This is a genomic window from Streptomyces sp. NPDC002092 (assembly GCF_053593775.1).
The window spans coordinates 48,519-66,086 of sequence record NZ_JBSFDG010000012.1 but is presented as its reverse complement, the minus strand read 5'-3'; the positions used below and the strand labels follow the sequence as shown (position 1 = coordinate 66,086).

General features: G+C 69.7%; 12 protein-coding genes and 2 pseudogenes. 8 read left to right on the top strand and 6 right to left on the bottom strand.

Going from position 1 to position 17,568, the window contains the following annotated elements:
- Nucleotides 1-142 precede the first annotated feature (142 nt).
- The 6 genes from ACWCRD_RS26990 to ACWCRD_RS26965 all read left to right on the top strand — a co-directional run bounded on the left by ACWCRD_RS26990 (nt 143) and on the right by ACWCRD_RS26965 (nt 8,769).
- Complete coding sequence (locus ACWCRD_RS26990) at nt 143-1,342, top strand: ROK family transcriptional regulator (RefSeq protein ID WP_450968356.1); 1,200 nt, start codon at nt 143-145, stop codon at nt 1,340-1,342.
- Between the two features lie 122 nt (nt 1,343-1,464).
- Nucleotides 1,465-2,574 carry a sugar ABC transporter substrate-binding protein gene (locus ACWCRD_RS26985; protein ID WP_450968355.1) on the top strand — a complete coding sequence of 370 codons (1,110 nt, stop codon included), beginning with the start codon at nt 1,465-1,467 and terminating at the stop codon, nt 2,572-2,574.
- Nucleotides 2,575-2,823: 249 nt separating this feature from the next.
- The gene (locus tag ACWCRD_RS26980; RefSeq protein ID WP_450968354.1) at nt 2,824-3,615 is read left to right on the top strand and encodes an ATP-binding cassette domain-containing protein; all 792 of its coding nucleotides are present in this window, start codon (nt 2,824-2,826) and stop codon (nt 3,613-3,615) included.
- A complete protein-coding gene (locus ACWCRD_RS26975; RefSeq protein WP_450968353.1) occupies nt 3,612-4,937 on the top strand; it encodes a sugar ABC transporter permease in 1,326 nt (441 codons plus the stop codon). Before ACWCRD_RS26980 ends, ACWCRD_RS26975 begins: the two co-directional genes overlap by 4 nt.
- A gap of 259 nt (nt 4,938-5,196) precedes the next feature.
- On the top strand, nt 5,197-7,125 hold the full coding sequence (dxs, locus tag ACWCRD_RS26970; protein WP_450968352.1) for a 1-deoxy-D-xylulose-5-phosphate synthase: 1,929 nt from the start codon (nt 5,197-5,199) through the stop codon (nt 7,123-7,125).
- Between the two features lie 147 nt (nt 7,126-7,272).
- A complete protein-coding gene (locus tag ACWCRD_RS26965; protein ID WP_450968351.1) occupies nt 7,273-8,769 on the top strand; it encodes an amino acid permease in 1,497 nt (498 codons plus the stop codon).
- Between the two features lie 27 nt (nt 8,770-8,796).
- Here the strand turns inward: ACWCRD_RS26965 and ACWCRD_RS26960 are convergent, their stop codons facing one another.
- Together ACWCRD_RS26960 and ACWCRD_RS26955 are read right to left on the bottom strand one after the other, a co-directional pair.
- Nucleotides 8,797-9,171: an NTP pyrophosphohydrolase gene (locus ACWCRD_RS26960; protein WP_450968350.1), complete on the bottom strand. Its 375-nt coding sequence runs from the start codon at nt 9,169-9,171 to the stop codon at nt 8,797-8,799.
- A 35-nt stretch (nt 9,172-9,206) separates the two neighbouring features.
- Nucleotides 9,207-10,097, bottom strand: coding sequence for an NAD(P)-dependent oxidoreductase (locus ACWCRD_RS26955; protein WP_450968349.1), 891 nt, complete (start codon nt 10,095-10,097; stop codon nt 9,207-9,209).
- A 129-nt stretch (nt 10,098-10,226) separates the two neighbouring features.
- Here ACWCRD_RS26955 and ACWCRD_RS26950 point away from each other — a divergent pair, with 129 nt between their 5' ends.
- Nucleotides 10,227-11,243, top strand: coding sequence for a hypothetical protein (locus ACWCRD_RS26950; RefSeq protein ID WP_450968348.1), 1,017 nt, complete (start codon nt 10,227-10,229; stop codon nt 11,241-11,243).
- Between the two features lie 444 nt (nt 11,244-11,687).
- Here the strand turns inward: ACWCRD_RS26950 and ACWCRD_RS26945 are convergent, their stop codons facing one another.
- The 3 genes and pseudogenes from ACWCRD_RS26945 to ACWCRD_RS26935 all read right to left on the bottom strand — a co-directional run.
- Entirely contained in the window at nt 11,688-13,814 is a 2,127-nt protein-coding gene (locus ACWCRD_RS26945; protein WP_450968347.1) for a 3-hydroxyacyl-CoA dehydrogenase NAD-binding domain-containing protein, read from the bottom strand.
- The gene (locus ACWCRD_RS26940) at nt 13,811-15,037 is read right to left on the bottom strand and encodes a thiolase family protein (RefSeq protein WP_344401850.1); all 1,227 of its coding nucleotides are present in this window, start codon (nt 15,035-15,037) and stop codon (nt 13,811-13,813) included. Before ACWCRD_RS26940 ends, ACWCRD_RS26945 begins: the two co-directional genes overlap by 4 nt.
- A gap of 128 nt (nt 15,038-15,165) precedes the next feature.
- A pseudogene (locus ACWCRD_RS26935) lies at nt 15,166-15,592 on the bottom strand (LacI family transcriptional regulator); the annotation flags it as partial.
- Here ACWCRD_RS26935 and ACWCRD_RS26930 point away from each other — a divergent pair.
- Nucleotides 15,593-16,041, top strand: a pseudogene (locus tag ACWCRD_RS26930) (hypothetical protein); the annotation flags it as partial.
- A 7-nt stretch (nt 16,042-16,048) separates the two neighbouring features.
- On the opposite strand, the gene ACWCRD_RS26925 reads toward ACWCRD_RS26930, so the two are convergent.
- Complete coding sequence (locus ACWCRD_RS26925) at nt 16,049-17,353, bottom strand: HRDC domain-containing protein (protein WP_450968346.1); 1,305 nt, start codon at nt 17,351-17,353, stop codon at nt 16,049-16,051.
- Nucleotides 17,354-17,568 lie beyond the last annotated feature (215 nt).

Here is a 17,568-nt window from a genome sequence, read left to right as displayed (position 1 = left end):
TGCGCGTGCGTCCGGGTGTGTTCAACGGCCCGGAAACAGTTCAACCTCTTGACGGGAGGCGACCCGAACAGCTCAGCTTAGAGTTCACTAGTTGGACATAGACGGGGCCTCATTGAAGCGGTCCCGCGCGCAGGAGGTCGTCGTGGAGACTCCGGGGTCGCAGTCGTCACTGCACCGAGCCAACCTGGAGCGGGTCGTACGGGCCGTCCGGCTGGCCGGGTCACTCACGCAGGCGGAGATCGCGAGGACCACAGGGCTGTCCGCGGCAACGGTCTCCAACATCGTCCGCGAGCTCAAGGACGGCGGAACGGTCGAGGTCACGCCCACATCGGCGGGCGGCCGAAGAGCCCGCAGCGTCTCCCTCAGCGGTGACGCGGGGATCGTCATCGGCGTGGACTTCGGGCACACGCATTTGCGCGTCGCGGTCGGGAATCTCGCCCACCAGGTGCTGGCCGAGGAGTCCGAGCCGCTGGACGTGGACGCCTCCTCCGCGCAGGGCTTCGACCGGGCGGAAGAGCTGGTCAATCGCCTGATTGCAGCAACGGGTGTCGACCGGTCCAAAGTCGCGGGCGTGGGCCTCGGTGTGCCCGGTCCGATCGACGTCGAGTCCGGCACCCTCGGCTCGTCCGCGATCCTGCCCGGCTGGATCGGCACCAAGCCCGCAGAGGAGCTGCGAGGGCGGCTCGGCGTGCCCGTGCACGTGGACAACGACGCCAACCTCGGCGCCCTCGGCGAGCTGGTCTGGGGCAGTGGCCGGGGGGTCAGGGACCTGGCGTACATCAAGGTCGCGAGCGGTGTCGGCGCGGGTCTGGTGATCGACGGGAAGATCTATCGGGGTCCCGGTGGCACCGCAGGAGAAATCGGACATATTACACTCGATGAATCCGGCCCTGTCTGCCGCTGCGGTAACCGGGGATGCCTGGAAACCTTTGCGGCAGCGCGCTATGTGCTTCCGTTGCTCCAGTCGAGCCACGGCACCGACCTGACGATGGAAGGCGTCGTGCGACTGGCCAGGGACGGAGACCCGGGCTGCCGTCGGGTGATCGCCGACGTCGGCCGTCACATCGGTTCTGGAGTCGCCAATCTCTGCAATCTGCTGAACCCGAGCCGCGTGGTCCTGGGCGGTGATCTCGCCGAGGCCGGTGAGCTGGTGCTCGGGCCGATCAGGGAGTCAGTCGGCCGCTACGCCATCCCCAGTGCAGCGCGCCAACTGTCCGTTCTCCCGGGGGCACTTGGGGGCCGTGCGGAGGTGCTCGGAGCGCTCGCTCTCGCGCTCAGCGAGATGGGCGATTCGACCCTTTTGGACGGCACCTTGTCGACTGTGACACCTGCCTTCACTTAGAGAACGCATGACGCCGTTGCCATCTCGTTAAGTATTTACTTCTTGACGTCGCACGCGTGGCCGAGTTGACTTCCAGCCACCTCGGCCGCAGCGTTGCGGCCCTGTCAGGGAGGCACCTCCAAATGAACGCAACGATGCGTAGAGTCGTCGTCGGTACCGTCGCGGCTTCGATGGCCCTCACGCTGGCCGCCTGTGGCAAGGCCGGCGACAAGAAGAGCTCTTCCAACAGCTCTTCCAGCAGCAGTGGCTCCAAGACCGGCTCCATCGGCCTGCTGCTTCCCGACAGCGTGACGACGCGCTACGAGAAGTTCGACAAGCCGTACTTCGAGACCAAGGTCAAGGCGCTCTGCTCCGGCTGTGACGTGCAGTACGCCAACGCCAACGCCAACGCGACCACGCAGGCGCAGCAGGTCAGCACCATGATCACCAAGGGTGTCAAGGTGATCGTGATCAGCGCCCAGGACTCGGCCGCTATCAAGTCCTCCATCCAGCAGGCGGTCAACAAGGGCATCAAGGTCGTCGCCTATGACCGCCTCGCCCAGGGTCCCGTCTCTGCCTACGTCTCCTTCGACAACGTCAAGGTCGGCGAGCTGCAGGGCCAGGCGCTGCTGACCGCGCTCGGCTCCAAGGCGACCAAGTCGTCGAAGGTCGTCATGATCAACGGTGACGACAACGACCCGAACGCCGCGCAGTTCAAGAAGGGCGCCCACAGCGTCCTGGACGGCAAGGTGAACATCGCCTACGAGCAGTCCGGCCTCTGGAAGGACACCGTCGCCGCCCAGAAGATGTCCGCGGCCATCACCCAGCTCGGCGCCAAGAACATCGCGGGCGTCTACTCCGCCAACGACGGCATGGCCGGTGGTATCGCCACCACGCTGAAGGGCGCCGGCATCTCGGGCATCCCGCTGACCGGTCAGGACGCGGAGCTGGCGGCCATCCAGCGGATCGTCGCGGGCACCCAGTCCGCCACGGTCTACAAGGCCTTCAAGCCGGAGGCCGAGGCCGCGGCCACCCTCGCGGTCGACCTGCTCCAGGGCAAGAGCATCTCGTCCCTGACGACCACCACCCAGACCAGCGGCTCCGGCGACAAGGTGCCCTCGCAGCTGCTGACCCCGGTGTCGGTCACCAAGGCCAACATCAAGGACACCGTGGTGAAGGACGGCCTGTACACGGTCGCGCAGATCTGCACCGCGCAGTTCGCCTCGGCCTGCAAGACCGCCGGGCTCCAGTAGCACTCCCCGGTGGGAGCGCTCACCCCGAGCGTTCCCACCCGCGAGCAAGGGCCGCACCGCGGCCCCCGCGAACCTGTCCGACGCCCGCCCCGGCCTTCATACCCCGCTGCCGGGACGGGCGTCGGACGGAACCGTTGCCTTGGGCGGCGGTTTCGAACATGTTCATCTTGTAAACCTCGTGCGATTGAGCACATCACTCCGCGCATTCACCCCAAGCGCGGCATCCCCGCCGGTCAGGCGGCGAAGGAGATGGTTCACGTGTCCGCTACGCCCGTGCTGGCGTTGCGCGGAGTCTCCAAACGATTCGGTGCGGTCCAGGCCCTCACCGACGTCGATCTGGAGGTCCACGCCGGAGAAGTCGTCGCGCTCGTCGGCGACAACGGTGCAGGAAAGTCGACCCTGGTCAAGACGATCGCGGGTGTCCACCCCATCGATGAGGGCGTCATCGAGTGGCAGGGCAACCCGGTGAGCATCAACAAGCCGCACGACGCCCAGGGAATCGGTGTCGCGACGGTCTACCAGGACCTCGCCCTGTGCGACAACCTCGACGTGGTCGGCAACCTCTTCCTGGGCCGCGAGCTGCTGCGCCGCAGGGTCATCGACGAGGTGTCGATGGAGAAGCAGGCCCGCGACCTGCTGAGCACGCTCTCGATCCGCATCCCGAGCGTGCGCATCCCGATCGCGAGCCTGTCGGGTGGTCAGCGCCAGGTCGTCGCCATCGCCCGCGCCCTGATCGGCGACCCCAAGCTGGTCATCCTGGACGAGCCCACCGCCGCCCTCGGCGTCGAGCAGACCGCGCAGGTCCTCGACCTGGTCGAGCGGCTGCGCGAGCGGAACCTCGCCGTCATCCTGATCAGCCACAACATGGCCGACGTGAAGGCGGTCGCGGACACCGTCGCCGTTCTGCGCCTGGGCAGGAACAACGGTTCCTTCCCGGTGAAGGACACCAGCCACGAAGAGATCATCGCCGCGATCACCGGTGCCACGGACAACGCCGTGACCCGTCGTGCGGGGCGTCGCAGCACGGAGGCGGCAAAGTGAGCGACACGTCCAACACCGTGAGCAAAGAACAGCCGGAGCTGGAGCACCAGAACACCGTCGCTCCCGCCGACGACCCCACGGCCGCGGCCGTCACCGTCGTCGACCCGCGCCTGTTGATCCGTGAAGAGGGCCTCAGGGGCTACCTCACCGAGTTCAAGCGCAAGGTGAAGGGCGGCGAGCTGGGCTCGCTGCCGGTCGTCATCGGCCTGATCGTCATCTGGACGATCTTCCAGCTGAAGAACGACCGCTTCCTCAGCGCCGACAACCTCTCCAACATCAGTTACTTCCTCTCGGCCACCGGCATGCTCGCCATCGGTCTGGTGTTCGTGCTGCTGCTCGGCGAGATCGACCTCTCCGTCGGCTCCGTCAGCGGCCTTGCCTCGACCCTGTTCGCCGTGTTCGTGGTCACCCACGGCGTGAACGCCTGGCTGGCCCTGGTCCTGTCGATTCTGATCGGCGTCGGCATCGGTGCCCTGCACGGCTGGTTCTTCGCGAAGATCGGCGTACCGGCGTTCGTCGTCACCCTGGCCGGCTTCCTCGGCTGGAACGGTCTGATGCTGTGGCTGCTGGGCTCCAGCGGCACCATCAACATCCCGTCCGACTCCGGCCCGGTGCACCTGCTCGGCCAGAGCTCCTTCTTCATGGACCAGGCCATCATCGGCGCCTACCTGCTGGCCGGCCTCGGCGTGCTGTCCATGCTCGTGGGTTCGTTCATGGAGCAGCGCCGGCGCAAGGAGGCCGGGGTGCCGTTCCGGCCCACCAGCGAGATCCTGCTGCGGGTCGCCGTACTCGCCGTGGCGTCCTTCGCCGCCGCGGCCGTGCTGAACAACTCCTCCGGTGTCTCCAACGCCCTGGTGATCTTCCTCGCGGCACTGGTGGTCGTCGACTTCGTGCTGCGCCGCACCACCTACGGCCGCAAGGTCTTCGCGGTCGGCGGCGGCATCGAGGCGGCCCGCCGCGCCGGTATCAACGTGCCGATGGTCCGGATCACCGTGTTCGCCATCTCCGGCGGCTTCGCGGCCATCGGCGGTATGTTCTTCGCAGGTCAGACGGCCAGCGCCACGCTGAACGCCGGTGGCGGCAACACGCTGATGCTGGCCATCGCAGCCGCGGTCATCGGCGGCACCTCGCTGTTCGGCGGCCGTGGCACCGTGTGGTCCGCCCTCCTCGGCATGCTGGTCATCCAGTCCATCCAGACCGGACTGGACCTGCTCAACATGAACACGTCCATCCAGTACATGATCACGGGTGCGGTTCTGCTCGGTGCGGTCGTCATCGACTCCGTCAGCCGTAGGAGTCAGAAGGCTGCGGGTCGCGCATAGCGGCCGCGCGGAGCGCCGTCGGGGGTGCGGTGGTATTGCGGGTGCCGGTCCGTTGTGGCTGGTCGCGCAGTTCCCCGCGCCCCTCTCCACACCTGTGCCCGGTGCCAACGGCGGCGCCGGGCACAGTCATGTCATAGGCAAGGCCGGTCTTGGGTACAGCCGATCGCGTGACCTATCACGCACTGCCCGGGCGTCGGGCGTACGGGCGGAACATTAGACTCGACGAGCCCGGCAACAGCTCTACTGCAAGGAGGCACGGGTGCCGCTGCTGACCCGCATCAGGGGACCGCGCGATCTGGACCGGCTCAGCCTGGAGCAGCTGGACCAGCTGGCAGAGGAGATCCGGACCTTCCTCGTCGACGCCGTCTCCAAGACCGGCGGCCACCTCGGCCCCAACCTGGGCGTCGTCGAGCTCACCATCGCCCTGCACCGCGTCTTCGACTCCCCGAAGGACAAGGTGCTGTGGGACACGGGCCACCAGTCCTATGTGCACAAACTGCTCACCGGCCGCCAGGACTTCGCGAAGCTGAAGCAGAAGGGCGGCCTGTCCGGCTACCCCTCGCAGGCCGAGTCCGAGCACGACGTCATCGAGAACAGCCATGCCTCCACGGTGCTCGGCTGGGCCGACGGCCTGGCCAAGGCCAACCAGATCCTGGAGCGCGACGACCACGTGGTCGCCGTGATCGGTGACGGCGCCCTGACCGGCGGCATGGCCTGGGAGGCCCTCAACAACATCGCCGACGCCAAGGACCGCCCGCTCGTCATCGTCGTCAACGACAACGAGCGCTCGTACGCCCCGACCATCGGCGGCCTCGCGAACCACCTGGCGACTCTTCGTACGACGGACGGGTACGAGCGGTTCCTGGCCCGCGGCAAGGACCTGCTGGAGCGCACGCCCGTCGTCGGCAAGCCGCTCTACGAGACGCTGCACGGCGCGAAGAAGGGCCTCAAGGACTTCATCGCACCGCAGGGCATGTTCGAGGACCTCGGCCTGAAGTACGTCGGTCCCATCGACGGTCACGACATCGAGGCCCTGGAGTCCGCCCTCGCGCGGGCCAAGCGGTTCGGCGGCCCGGTGATCGTGCACTGCCTCACCGAGAAGGGCCGCGGCTACCAGCCGGCCCTCCAGGACGAGGCGGACCGCTTCCACGGCATCGGTCCGATCCACCCCGACACCGGCCTGCCCATCAAGGCCTCCGGTGCCGACTGGACGTCCGTCTTCGGCGACGAGATGGTCCGGCTCGGCCGGGAGCGGGGGGACATCGTCGCCATCACCGCGGCGATGCTGCAGCCGGTCGGCCTGAAGAAGTTCGCGGACGCCTTCCCGAACCGGATCTACGACGTCGGCATCGCCGAGCAGCACGCCGCCGTCTCCGCGGCGGGCCTCGCCACCGGCGGACTGCATCCCGTCTTCGCCGTCTACGCCACCTTCCTCAACCGGGCCTTCGACCAGGTCCTGATGGACGTCGCGCTGCACAAGTGCGGGGTCACCTTCGTCCTGGACCGGGCCGGCATCACCGGCACCGACGGGCCCTCCCACAACGGCATGTGGGACATGTCGATCCTGCAGGTCGTGCCGGGGCTCAGGCTCGCCGCGCCGCGCGACGCCGACCAGGTGCGCGCCCAGCTGCGGGAGGCCGTCGAGGTCAAGGACGCGCCGACCGTGGTGCGCTTCTCCAAGGGCGCTGTCGGCCCCGCCGTAGCCGCCGTGGGCCGGGTGGGCGGCATGGACGTCCTGCGCGAGCCCGGCACGGACACCCCGGACGTGCTGCTCGTCTCCGTGGGCGCCCTGGCTCCGATGTGCCTGGAGATCGCCTCCCTGCTCGACAAGCAGGGCATCTCCACCACCGTCGTCGACCCGCGCTGGGTCAAGCCCGTCGACGAGGCCATGGCGCCCCTCGCGGAGCGGCACCGCGTGGTCGTCACCGTCGAGGACAACTCCCGTGTCGGTGGTGTCGGTTCGTCGATCGCGCAGGCCCTGCGCGACGCGGGCGTCGACGTACCGCTGCGCGACTTCGGCATCCCGCCGCGCTTCCTCGACCACGCCTCCCGCGCCGAGGTCATGACGGAGATCGGGCTCACCGCCCCCGACATCGCCCGCCAGGTCACCGGCCTGGTCTCCAAGCTCGACGGCCGCTTCGACCGTGAGGCGGCCGAGGTCGACTCGGTGGAGCCCGCGCGCGACTGACCCGCACGACCCGACCGGATGGGCCGCTTCCACCGCCACCAGGGGTGGTGGAAGCGGCCCATCCGCGTGAATCCGCCCGCGTCGGGGCATACGCACTACGCCCCCTCTCGATCATGTCGAGGACGACGAAGCGTGGGAGGTCAGCCCGTGAGCAGCACCCTCTTCCGGACGAAGAAGGTCGAGCAGTCCATCCTGGATACCGAGGAACCCGAGCACGCGCTCAGGAAATCCCTCTCCGCGCTCGATCTGACGGTCTTCGGCGTCGGCGTCATCATCGGCACCGGCATCTTCGTCCTCACCGGCACGGTGGCCAAGAACAACGCCGGCCCGGCCGTCGCCCTGGCCTTCGTCGCGGCCGGCGTCGCCTGCGGCCTCGCCGCGCTCTGCTACGCCGAGTTCGCCTCCACGGTCCCGGTGGCCGGCTCGGCGTACACCTTCTCGTACGCCTCCCTGGGCGAACTGCCCGCCTGGATCATCGGCTGGGACCTGGTCCTGGAGTTCGCGCTCGGTACGGCGGTGGTGGCCGTCGGCTGGTCCGGGTACATCGCCTCGCTCCTCGACAACGCCGGCTTGCATCTGCCCGAGAGGCTGAGCGGCAGGGAGGGGGCGCACGGCTTCGGCTTCGACATCCTCGCCGCCGCCCTGGTCCTGGTGCTGACCGCGATCCTCGTGGTCGGCACGAAGCTCTCCGCGCGGGTCACGTCCGTCGTCGTCGCCATCAAGGTGACCGTCGTCCTGACCGTGATCGTCGCGGGCCTGTTCTTCGTCAAGGGCGACAACTACAAGCCGTTCATCCCGAAGTCGCAGACCGTGGAGGCGGGCGGCAGCCTCAAGGCCCCGCTCATCCAGCTGATGTTCGGCTGGGCGCCCTCCAACTTCGGCGTGATGGGCATCTTCACCGCCGCGTCCGTCGTCTTCTTCGCGTTCATCGGCTTCGACGTCGTCGCCACGGCCGCCGAGGAGACCAGGAACCCGCAGCGGGACATGCCGCGCGGCATCCTCGGCTCGCTCGTCATCTGCACGGTGCTGTATGTCGCCGTGTCGATCGTCGTCACCGGGATGGAGCACTACACCAAGCTGTCCGTGAGCGCCCCGCTCGCCGACGCCTTCAAGGCCACCGGGCACCCCTGGTTCGCGGGCTTCATCAGCTTCGGTGCCGCCGTCGGCCTGACCACCGTCTGCATGATCCTGCTGCTCGGTCAGACCCGGGTCTTCTTCGCGATGAGCCGCGACGGACTGCTGCCGACCTTCTTCTCGCACGTCCACCCGCGGTTCAGGACCCCGCACCGGCCGACCATCCTGCTCGGCGTGATCATCGCGATCGTCGCCGGCTTCACCAGCCTCAGCGAACTGGCGGAACTGGTGAACATCGGCACGCTCTTCGCCTTCGTCGTCGTCGCGATCGGCGTGATCATCCTCCGCAACACCCGCCCCGACCTGCACCGCGCCTTCCGCACCCCGTGGGTCCCGGTCATCCCCGTCCTGTCGGTGTGCGCCTCGCTGTGGCTGATGCTGAACCTGCCGGCCGAGACCTGGCTCCGGTTCGCCATCTGGATGGTGATCGGCTTCGTCGTGTACTTCCTCTACGGCCGCTCCCACAGCCGTTTGGCGCGGGGCGAGCAGACGGGGGCGGCGAGGTCCTGAGGCCGCCGGGGCGGGGCAGTTCCGTCGTCACACAGGCCTGACGGTACGGGGTCCCGATACCTCCGCCCCCAAATCCCGCACCCTGCGCCGCAGTTCCCGGTCCGCGGTCACCACCAGGACCGGGCGTTCCCCCGCCCCGGCGACCAGGTCGACCATGTGGTCGTCCCCGCTGCCCGGCGCCGACTCCACCCGGACGCCGGGCACCGTCTCCACCCCGCGCGCCGCGCCCTCCACCACGAGGACGATCTCCACGGGACCCAGGTGGCCGGGAAGGCCGTCGGCCGCGAGCCGGTCGCGGAGGCGTTCCGCGGCCCCCCGCCGGTCACGCCACCAGCCGTCGGGCACCGACCCGACGACGTTCGCGGCATCCACGATCACGAGCAGGGGGTCGCTCTCACTCATGCGGCAAGGTTCGCACAGCGGCCGCCGCCGGCCGCTCAGTCCACCGGCTTCTCGTCGAAGCTGGCGAAGTACGCGGCGGCCATGTCCTCCTCGCCGTGGCCCTGCGCGGCGGCCCGCTCCATGCGTTCGGCGGTCGCGGCGGCGACATCCAGACGGACGCCGTTCTCCCGCCCGGCCTCGACGATGAGACGGGCGTCCTTGGCGGCCGTGGCCACCGCGAACTGGGCCGGAGACAGCTGGTCGTTCAGGACCAGGCCGGCCTTGGCCTTGAGATAGCCCATGTCGAGCGGGCCGCCCGCGATCAGGTCGAAGAAGTTCTGCGGGTCGACGTCCAGGGCCTGGGAGAGGGCGAGCACCTCACCGGTCGCCGCGGTCGCCGCGAGGACCCAGCTGTTGGCGACCAGCTTCAGCCGGGTCGCGCTGCCGGCCGTGCCGTCGTCCCCGGTCCACAGCGTGCGGGCGCCGACCGCGTCGAACACCGGCTCCACCGCCGCCCGGCCCTCGAGGGGCCCGGCGGCCAGCACGGTCAGCTGCCCGGCCTCCGCCGGCTGCCGGGTGCCGAGCACCGGGGCGTCGTAGAAGACGAGGCCGTGCTCGGCGGCGAACGCGGCCAGTGCGGTGACCGCCTCGATGCCGGCCGTGGTCGACTGCACCCAGGCGGCGCCGGGGCGCAGCGCGGGGGCCGCCTGGCGCATGACGTCCAGGGTGGTCGGACCGTCGTAGAGCATGGTCAGGACGACATCGGCGCCCTGGACGGCCTCGGCGGGCGTGTCGGCGATGTGCGCCCCGTCGGCGGCCAGCGGCTCGGCCTTGGCGCGGGTGCGGTTCCAGGCGCGGACGAAGTGGCCGGCGCGGGCGAGGTTGCGGGCCATGGCGGCGCCCATGATGCCGGTGCCGAGGATGCTCACGGTGCGCTTGTCGGTCATGAGATCGGCTTCCTTCTCACTGTTGCTGTGGTTGCTCAGGAACAGCCTGCCCCCTCGGCGCCCGGCCGCACGTACGAGGACGCAGGGGCCGGGCCGCGTCCCGTGTGTCGCCCGGCCTAGAGTGAAGCGGTGAACGGCGACTGGCTCCTACGCGGCCGTGACGGCCGGCTCAGTGTCTACCTCCCCACCGACGACGCCCTGCTGTGCCGGGCGGAGCGCTCACCAGGCGGCCCGTGGACGGCCCCGCACCGGGTCGGCGGGGAGCAGCAGCTGCACCCGTCGCCCGCGGTCGGACAGGGCAGCGACTCGTACGCCCATCTGGTCTCCTGGCGGCCCACCGTGTCCGGCGAGGCGGGCCTCGTGCACTCCACCCACTTCCGGCCCCGGCTCGCCGCCCTCGACTGGGCTCCGCTCGGGCACCCGGACAGGAAGGGATCCCGTACCGGCCCGCCCGCCGTCGCCGTCGACGCCGAGGGACGCGCCCATGTCTTCGTCCGCAACAACGGTGGCGGGGTGAGCATGGTCGCGCAGAAGGAGAAGGGCGGCTGGGAGCCTTGGCAGGACCTCAAGGGGCGTGATGTACAGGGGGAGTTGGCGGCGGTGACGGGGGAGTCGGGGCGCGTCGAGGTGTACGCGGCCGTCCCCGGCGGCATCCTGCACTGGCGGCAGGAGGAGGCGGGCGCCCAGCCGTCCCTGGAGGAGGCGCTGGAGGCTCAGGTCCGCCCGGACACCCTGCGCGCGCTGGCCACGTCTCCGGACGGTACGACCCTCTTCTACACCGACGAGCCGGGCGACCTGTGCGCCTGGCGCCCCGGCGCCAAGCCCGTCACCCTGCTGCCCTCCGCGGGACCCGGCCCCGTCTCCGCGGTGCGCTGCGAACTCGACGGCCACGACTGCACCTTGCTCGCACAGCGCTCGGCGAGCGGCCGGGTCGCCTTCGCCGCGTACCCGACGGAGCAGGAGTCGGCCGGCGCCTGGTGGACCGAGTCGGGCCCGGCCCTGCCCTCGGACGCCACGGTGTCCCTCGCGGTGGACGAGGACGGCCGCGTGGTGGCAGCAACGTTGTCCCCGTCCACCGGACGGTTGCTGCTCACCCGCCGCAAGGAGGAGACGGGGCTGGCGCTGGAGGCCTGGCGGGAGGTCTGAGGCGCCCGAGGGGCGGGGCGTTGGGCTTGTACGGCGGCGGCCGGGGGCCGGGGGATGGTTGCTCGCGCCCACGCGGCGGAGCCACGTATGGATACGGCCCCGCGCCCCTTGCGGGGCGCCGGGCAGGTCGGCAGTTTGAAGGCGCTCGCGGTTTTCTGAGCGCAGGCCCGGGCATTTGCATGCCGTCCGGCGAGTTCTGAACGCCCGTGCCGGTAACTCCAGCCCGCCCGGTGGTTCCTGAACGCCGCTCCCAGTGACTTCCAGCCCGTCCGGCGGCTTTGGAGCGCCGCTGCCGGCCACCTCAGCCCGTCCGGCGGTCGAGGACCAGGCCGTTCAGGCCGGCACCGGGGGCCCGGGAGCGGAACCCCCGGTTGGGGCGCACGAAACGCCGGTGCCCTGCACACCAAGGTCGGCATGCAGGGCACCGGCGTACGAAGCGGAGCGCTACGCGGGGACGCTTGCGAGGCCCGGAGCCAGGAACTTCTTGCCGTTCACGCGCTCGGAGACACCCTCGCGGTCCAGGTACGGCGTGATGCCGCCCAGGTGGAAGGGCCAGCCGGCGCCCGTGATCAGGCAGAGGTCGATGTCCTGGGCCTCGGCGACGACGCCCTCGTCGAGCATGAGCCCGATCTCCTGGGCGACGGCGTCCAGGACACGGTCACGGACCTGCTCCTCGGTCAGGACGACATCGCCCTGCTTCAGCAGCGCGGCGACCTCCGGGTCCAGCTCCGGCTTGCCGGAGTCGTAGACGTAGAAGCCGCGCTTGCCCGCCTTGACGACGGCCGCGAGGTTCGGGGAGACCGTGAAGCGGTCCGGGAAGGCCCGGTTGAGGGTCTCCGAGACATGCAGACCGATCGCGGGGCCCACCAGCTCCAGGAGCACCAGCGGGGACATCGGCAGACCGAGCGGCTCGACGGCCTTCTCGGCGACCTCGACCGGGGTGCCCTCGTCGATGACGTTCTGGATCTCGCCCATGAAGCGGGTGAGGATGCGGTTCACGACGAACGCCGGGGCGTCCTTCACCAGCACCGCGGTCTTCTTCAGCTTCTTGGCCACCGCGAAGGCGGTCGCCAGCGAGGCGTCGTCGGTCTGCTCGCCGCGGACGATCTCCAGGAGCGGGAGGATCGCGACCGGGTTGAAGAAGTGGAAGCCCACGACCCGCTCGGGGTTCTTCAGCTTCGACGCCATCTCGGAGACGGACAGCGAGGAGGTGTTGGTGGCGAGGATCGCGTGCGCCGGCGCGACCGCCTCGACCTCCGCGAACACCTGCTGCTTGACGCCGATCTCCTCGAAGACGGCCTCGATGATGAAGTCGGCGTCGGAGAAGCCCTCGGCCTTGTCCAGCACACCGGTGACCAGGGCCTTGAGGCGGTTGGCCTTGTCCTGGTTGATCCGGCCCTTGCCGAGCAGCTTGTCGATCTCGGCGTGGACGTAGCCCACACCCTTGTCGACGCGCTCCTGGTCGATGTCGGTCAGCACGACCGGCACCTCCAGGCGGCGCAGGAAGAGCAGGGCGAGCTGCGAGGCCATCAGGCCCGCGCCGACGACACCGACCTTGGTGACCGGACGCGCGAGCGACTTGTCCGGCGCTCCGGCGGGACGCTTGCCGCGCTTCTGCACCAGGTTGAAGGCGTAGATGCCGGCGCGCAGTTCGCCACCCATGATCAGGTCGGCGAGGGCCTTGTCCTCGGCGTCATAGCCCTGCTGCAGGTCGCCGTTCTTGGCGGCGGCGATGATGTCCAGGGCGCGGTAGGCGGCCGGAGCGGCGCCGTGCACCTTGGAGTCGGCGATGAAACGGCCCTTGGCGACGGCCTGGTCCCAGGCCTCACCGCGGTCGATCACGGGACGCTCGACCTCGACGTCGCCCTTCAGCACCTGAGCGGTCCAGATCAGCGACTGCTCCAGGAAGTCCGCACCCTCGAAGATCGCGTCCGCGATACCGAGGTCGAAGACCTGCTGGCCCTTGAGCTGCTTGTTCTGGTTGAGGCTGTTCTCGATGATCACCGAGACGGCCTTGTCGGCGCCGATCAGGTTCGGCAGGATCGTGCAGCCGCCCCAGCCGGGGACCAGACCAAGGAAGACCTCGGGGAGGGAGAAGGCGGGGAGCGCCTTCGAGACGGTCCGGTACTTGCAGTGCAGACCGACCTCGACGCCACCGCCCATCGCGGCGCCGTTGTAGTACGCGAAGGTCGGCACCGCGAGGCCCGACAGGCGCTTGAAGACCTCGTGGCCGCCCTTGCCGATGGCCAGCGCGTCCTTGTGCTCCTTGAGGAGCTCGACGCCCTTGAGGTCGGCGCCGACCGCGAAGATGAACGGCTTGCCGGTGATACCGACACCGACGATCTCGCCGGCCGAGGCCTCCTTCTCGACCTGGTCGATGGCGGTGTTCAGGTTCGCCAGCGAGGCCGGGCCGAAGGTGGTCGGCTTGGTGTGGTCGAAGCCGTTGTCCAGCGTGATCAGGGCGAAGCGCCCGGCGCCGAACGGCAGGTCGAGGTGGCGTACGTGCGCGGACGTCACGACCTCGTCGGGGAACAGCTCGGCCGCGCCCTTCAGGAGTTCGGTGGTGCTCACTTGTTGCCTCCGGCGTCCTTGTGGTTCGGGTTCTCCCAGATCACCGTGGCGCCCATGCCGAAGCCGACACACATGGTGGTGAGGCCGTAGCGGACCTCCGGCTGCTCCTCGAACTGGCGGGCCAGCTGCGTCATCAGACGGACGCCGGAGGAGGCCAGCGGGTGGCCGTACGCGATCGCGCCGCCGTACTGGTTCACTCGGGCGTCGTCGTCGGCGATGCCGTAGTGCTCCAGGAAGGCGAGCACCTGGACGGCGAAGGCCTCGTTGATCTCGAAGAGGTTGATGTCCTCGATCGACAGGCCCGCCTTGGCGAGGGCCTTCTCGGTCGCCGGGATCGGGCCGTAGCCCATGACCTCGGGCTCGACGCCCGCGAAGGCGTACGAGACCAGGCGCATCTTGACCGGCAGGTTGTTCTCGCGGGCGAAGTCCTCGGAGGCGATGATCGAGGCGGTCGCACCGTCGTTCAGACCGGCGGCGTTGCCGGCGGTGACGCGGCCGTGCACACGGAACGGCGTCTTCAGGCCCTGCAGGTTCTCCAGGGTGGTGCCCGGGCGCATCGGCTCGTCGGCGGTGACCAGGCCCCAGCCCGTCTCACCGGCCTCGGCGTTGGTGCGGCGCACCGAGATCGGCACCAGGTCCTGCTGGATCTTGCCGTTGGCGTACGCCTTGGCGGCCTTCTCCTGCGAGCGCACGGCGTACTCGTCGGCGCGCTGCTTGGTGATCGTCGGGTAGCGGTCGTGCAGGTTCTCCGCGGTCATGCCCATGAACAGCGCGGACTCGTCGACCAGCTTCTCGCTGACGAAGCGCGGGTTCGGGTCCACGCCCTCGCCCATCGGGTGGCGGCCCATGTGCTCGACGCCACCGGCGATGACGGCGTCGTACGCACCGAAGGCGATCGAACCGGCGGTGGTCGTCACGGCCGTCAGGGCGCCGGCGCACATGCGGTCGATGGAGTAGCCCGGGACCGACTGCGGCAGCCCGGCGAGGATGCCGGCCGTGCGGCCGAGGGTGAGCCCCTGGTCACCGATCTGCGTGGTCGCGGCGATGGCGACCTCGTCGATCTTCTTGGGGTCGAGACCCGGGTTGCGGCGCAGCAGCTCCCGGATCGCCTTCACGACGAGGTCGTCGGCACGGGTCTCGTGGTAGATGCCCTTCGGGCCCGCCTTGCCGAACGGGGTACGGACGCCGTCGACGAAGACGACGTCCCTGACGGTACGAGGCACGATGGCTCTCCTCCAGATGCGGGATGGCACTGCTGCACGGCGCAAGCGCAAGCGCTGAGCGCGCGCTCAGGCCCATGCTACTTGCGGGTAACGTGCCTGCACACCCCTGACGGCTGGAGCGGTGAACGTCACACTCCTGGAGGTGCCGTCGAGCCACGCGGAGTGAGCACCGGCGTGGGTACGGCATGCGATCCCGGTCCTTCGCCGGTGATCACCCCGAACAAGGTCCGGGCCACATCCGCCCCGAACCCATGCACGTCATGACTCATCGCAGACAGTCCCCGCCAGTTCAAGAACGCGTGCCGCCCCGTCGAAGGCGGAAGTCCGCGTCGCCGTGTGCCCAAGGGCCGCCGCACCTCCCACCCGCGCGATCCGCCGATGCCCCAACGCCGCGAGATACCGCACGGCCTCCGTCACGGCCGTCGCGTCGTCGGTCCACACGGACGTCAGTCCGCCCGTCAGCGCGGGGTGCCCCACGGCCACCACCGGCATCCCGAGCCGCTCGACCGCGGCCACCTGCGGATCGTCCAGCCGGAAGTCGACCAGGATCGACCCCTGCCCGACGATCCGCTCAACTTCCACAACTACGTGACGGCGTTCCAGGACGGCCGGATGCTCTCGGCCTTCGGCAACACGGCCTTCACTCTGGTCTTCGCCATCGGCGGCACGGTCCTCATCGGCTCGATGACGGCGTACGCCATCGACCGGTTCACGTTCCGCTTCGAGAAACTGGTGGTGGCGCTCTTCCTGCTCGCCGCCCTGGTGCCCGGCGTCACCACCCAGGTGGCGACCTTCCAGATCGTCAACAGCTTCGGGATGTTCAAATGCCGTCCCAGGATCTTGGCGTGATCTCGACATCCGTGTTCCGCTTCAAGGGCCCGTTCGGCGCGCACTGGGAAACGATCTCGGCAGGAGCGATTCTGGTCATCCTGCCGACACTGATCGTCTTCCTGTGTCTGCAGCGCTACATCTACAACGGCTTCACGAGGGGGGCGACCAGGTGAGGTGTTCCTAGGCGGACAACGCGGCGACCAGCACCGGCGTCACCTGCTCGACCTGCCAGGCCCGCGCGCCGAAACCCGCCAGCGCCGCACCGACCGAGTCCGCGTCGACGACCTTCGGCGGCTCCCAGCACACCCGCCGCACCGTGTCCGGCGTGATCAGGTTCTCCTGGGGCATGTTCAGCTGCTCGGCCAGTGCGGACACCGCCGCCCTGGCCGCCGACAGACGGGCCGCGGCGGCCGGGTCCTTGTCGGCCCAGGCGCGCGGCGGCGGGGGCCCGGTCACCGGCTGCCCCGGCGCCGGCAGCTGCGCCTCCGCCAGGGCCTTGGCGCGATCCACCGCCGCCTGCCACTGCTCCAGCTGACGCCGCCCCATCCGGTTCCCGAACCCGTTCAGGGCGGCCAGCGCGTGCACGTTGCCCGGAAGGGAGAGCGCCGCCTCCACGATGGCGGCGTCCCCGAGCACCTTGCCCGGCGACACGTCCCGCCGCTGGGCGATCCGGTCCCGCGTCTGCCACAGTTCCCGCACCACGGCGAGCTGCCGGCGCCGCCGCACCTTGTGCATCCCGGACGTACGCCGCCAGGGGTCCTTGCGGGGCTCCGGCGGCGGAGCCGAGGCGATCGCGTCGAACTCCTGCCTGGCCCACTCCAGCTTGCCCTGCCGGTCCAGCTCCTTCTCCAGCGCGTCGCGCAGATCCACCAGGAGCTCGACGTCCAGCGCCGCATACCGCAGCCACGGATCGGGCAGCGGGCGGGTCGACCAGTCGACGGCGGAGTGGCCCTTTTCGAGTACGAAGCCGAGGACGTTCTCGACCATGGCGCCGAGGCCGACCCTGGGGAACCCGGCGAGACGTCCCGCGAGCTCGGTGTCGAACAGCCGCGTCGGCACCATGCCTATCTCGCGCAGACACGGCAGGTCCTGAGTGGCCGCGTGCAGCACCCACTCGACGCCGGAGAGCGCCTCACCCAGGCCGGAGAGATCGGGACAGGCCACGGGATCGATCAGCGCGGTCCCGGCGCCCTCGCGGCGCAGCTGCACCAGATAAGCGCGCTGTCCGTAGCGGTAGCCGGACGCGCGCTCGGCGTCGACGGCGACGGGCCCTGAACCGGCCGCGAAGGCGGCGACCACCTCGGCGAGCGCGTCCGCGTCGGCGATCACGGGCGGGATGCCCTCGCGCGGCTCGAGCAAAGGGGTCGGCTCCGGGCTCGGTTCTGCGTTCGGCGCCCCCGTAACAGATGTTCCGCCGTCTTCCGGAGGGGCGCCTCCGGTGGTTCGCAGTGAGCTGTCTGCTGCGGTCTCTTGGGCGTCGGTCACGTGTCAAGGGTATCTGTGTATGGACAGCGCCCGCCGACGTAACGTTCCGTCGACGGGCGCCTGGGGGTCGTAAACCAGTCAGGTCGGTGAAAGATCCGGTTCACGACAGGTGGGACACGGGCGGAGAATCAGCGGCCGATCCTGTTCACGTCCGTGAATGGCAGAGATGTACAGGGGAGAGCGGCGGGGAGGGGAGGGGGAAGAGGGGGAGGGGA

Coding starts and splice junctions, on each gene's coding strand:
- ACWCRD_RS26985 (WP_450968355.1), top strand. CDS start 1,465: ATGAACGCAACGATGCGTAGAGTCGTCGTCGGTACCGTCGCGGCTTCG.
- ACWCRD_RS26980 (WP_450968354.1), top strand. CDS start 2,824: ATGGTTCACGTGTCCGCTACGCCCGTGCTGGCGTTGCGCGGAGTCTCC.
- ACWCRD_RS26960 (WP_450968350.1), bottom strand. CDS start 9,171: ATGAGTGAGAGCGACCCCCTGCTCGTGATCGTGGATGCCGCGAACGTC.
- ACWCRD_RS26955 (WP_450968349.1), bottom strand. CDS start 10,097: ATGACCGACAAGCGCACCGTGAGCATCCTCGGCACCGGCATCATGGGC.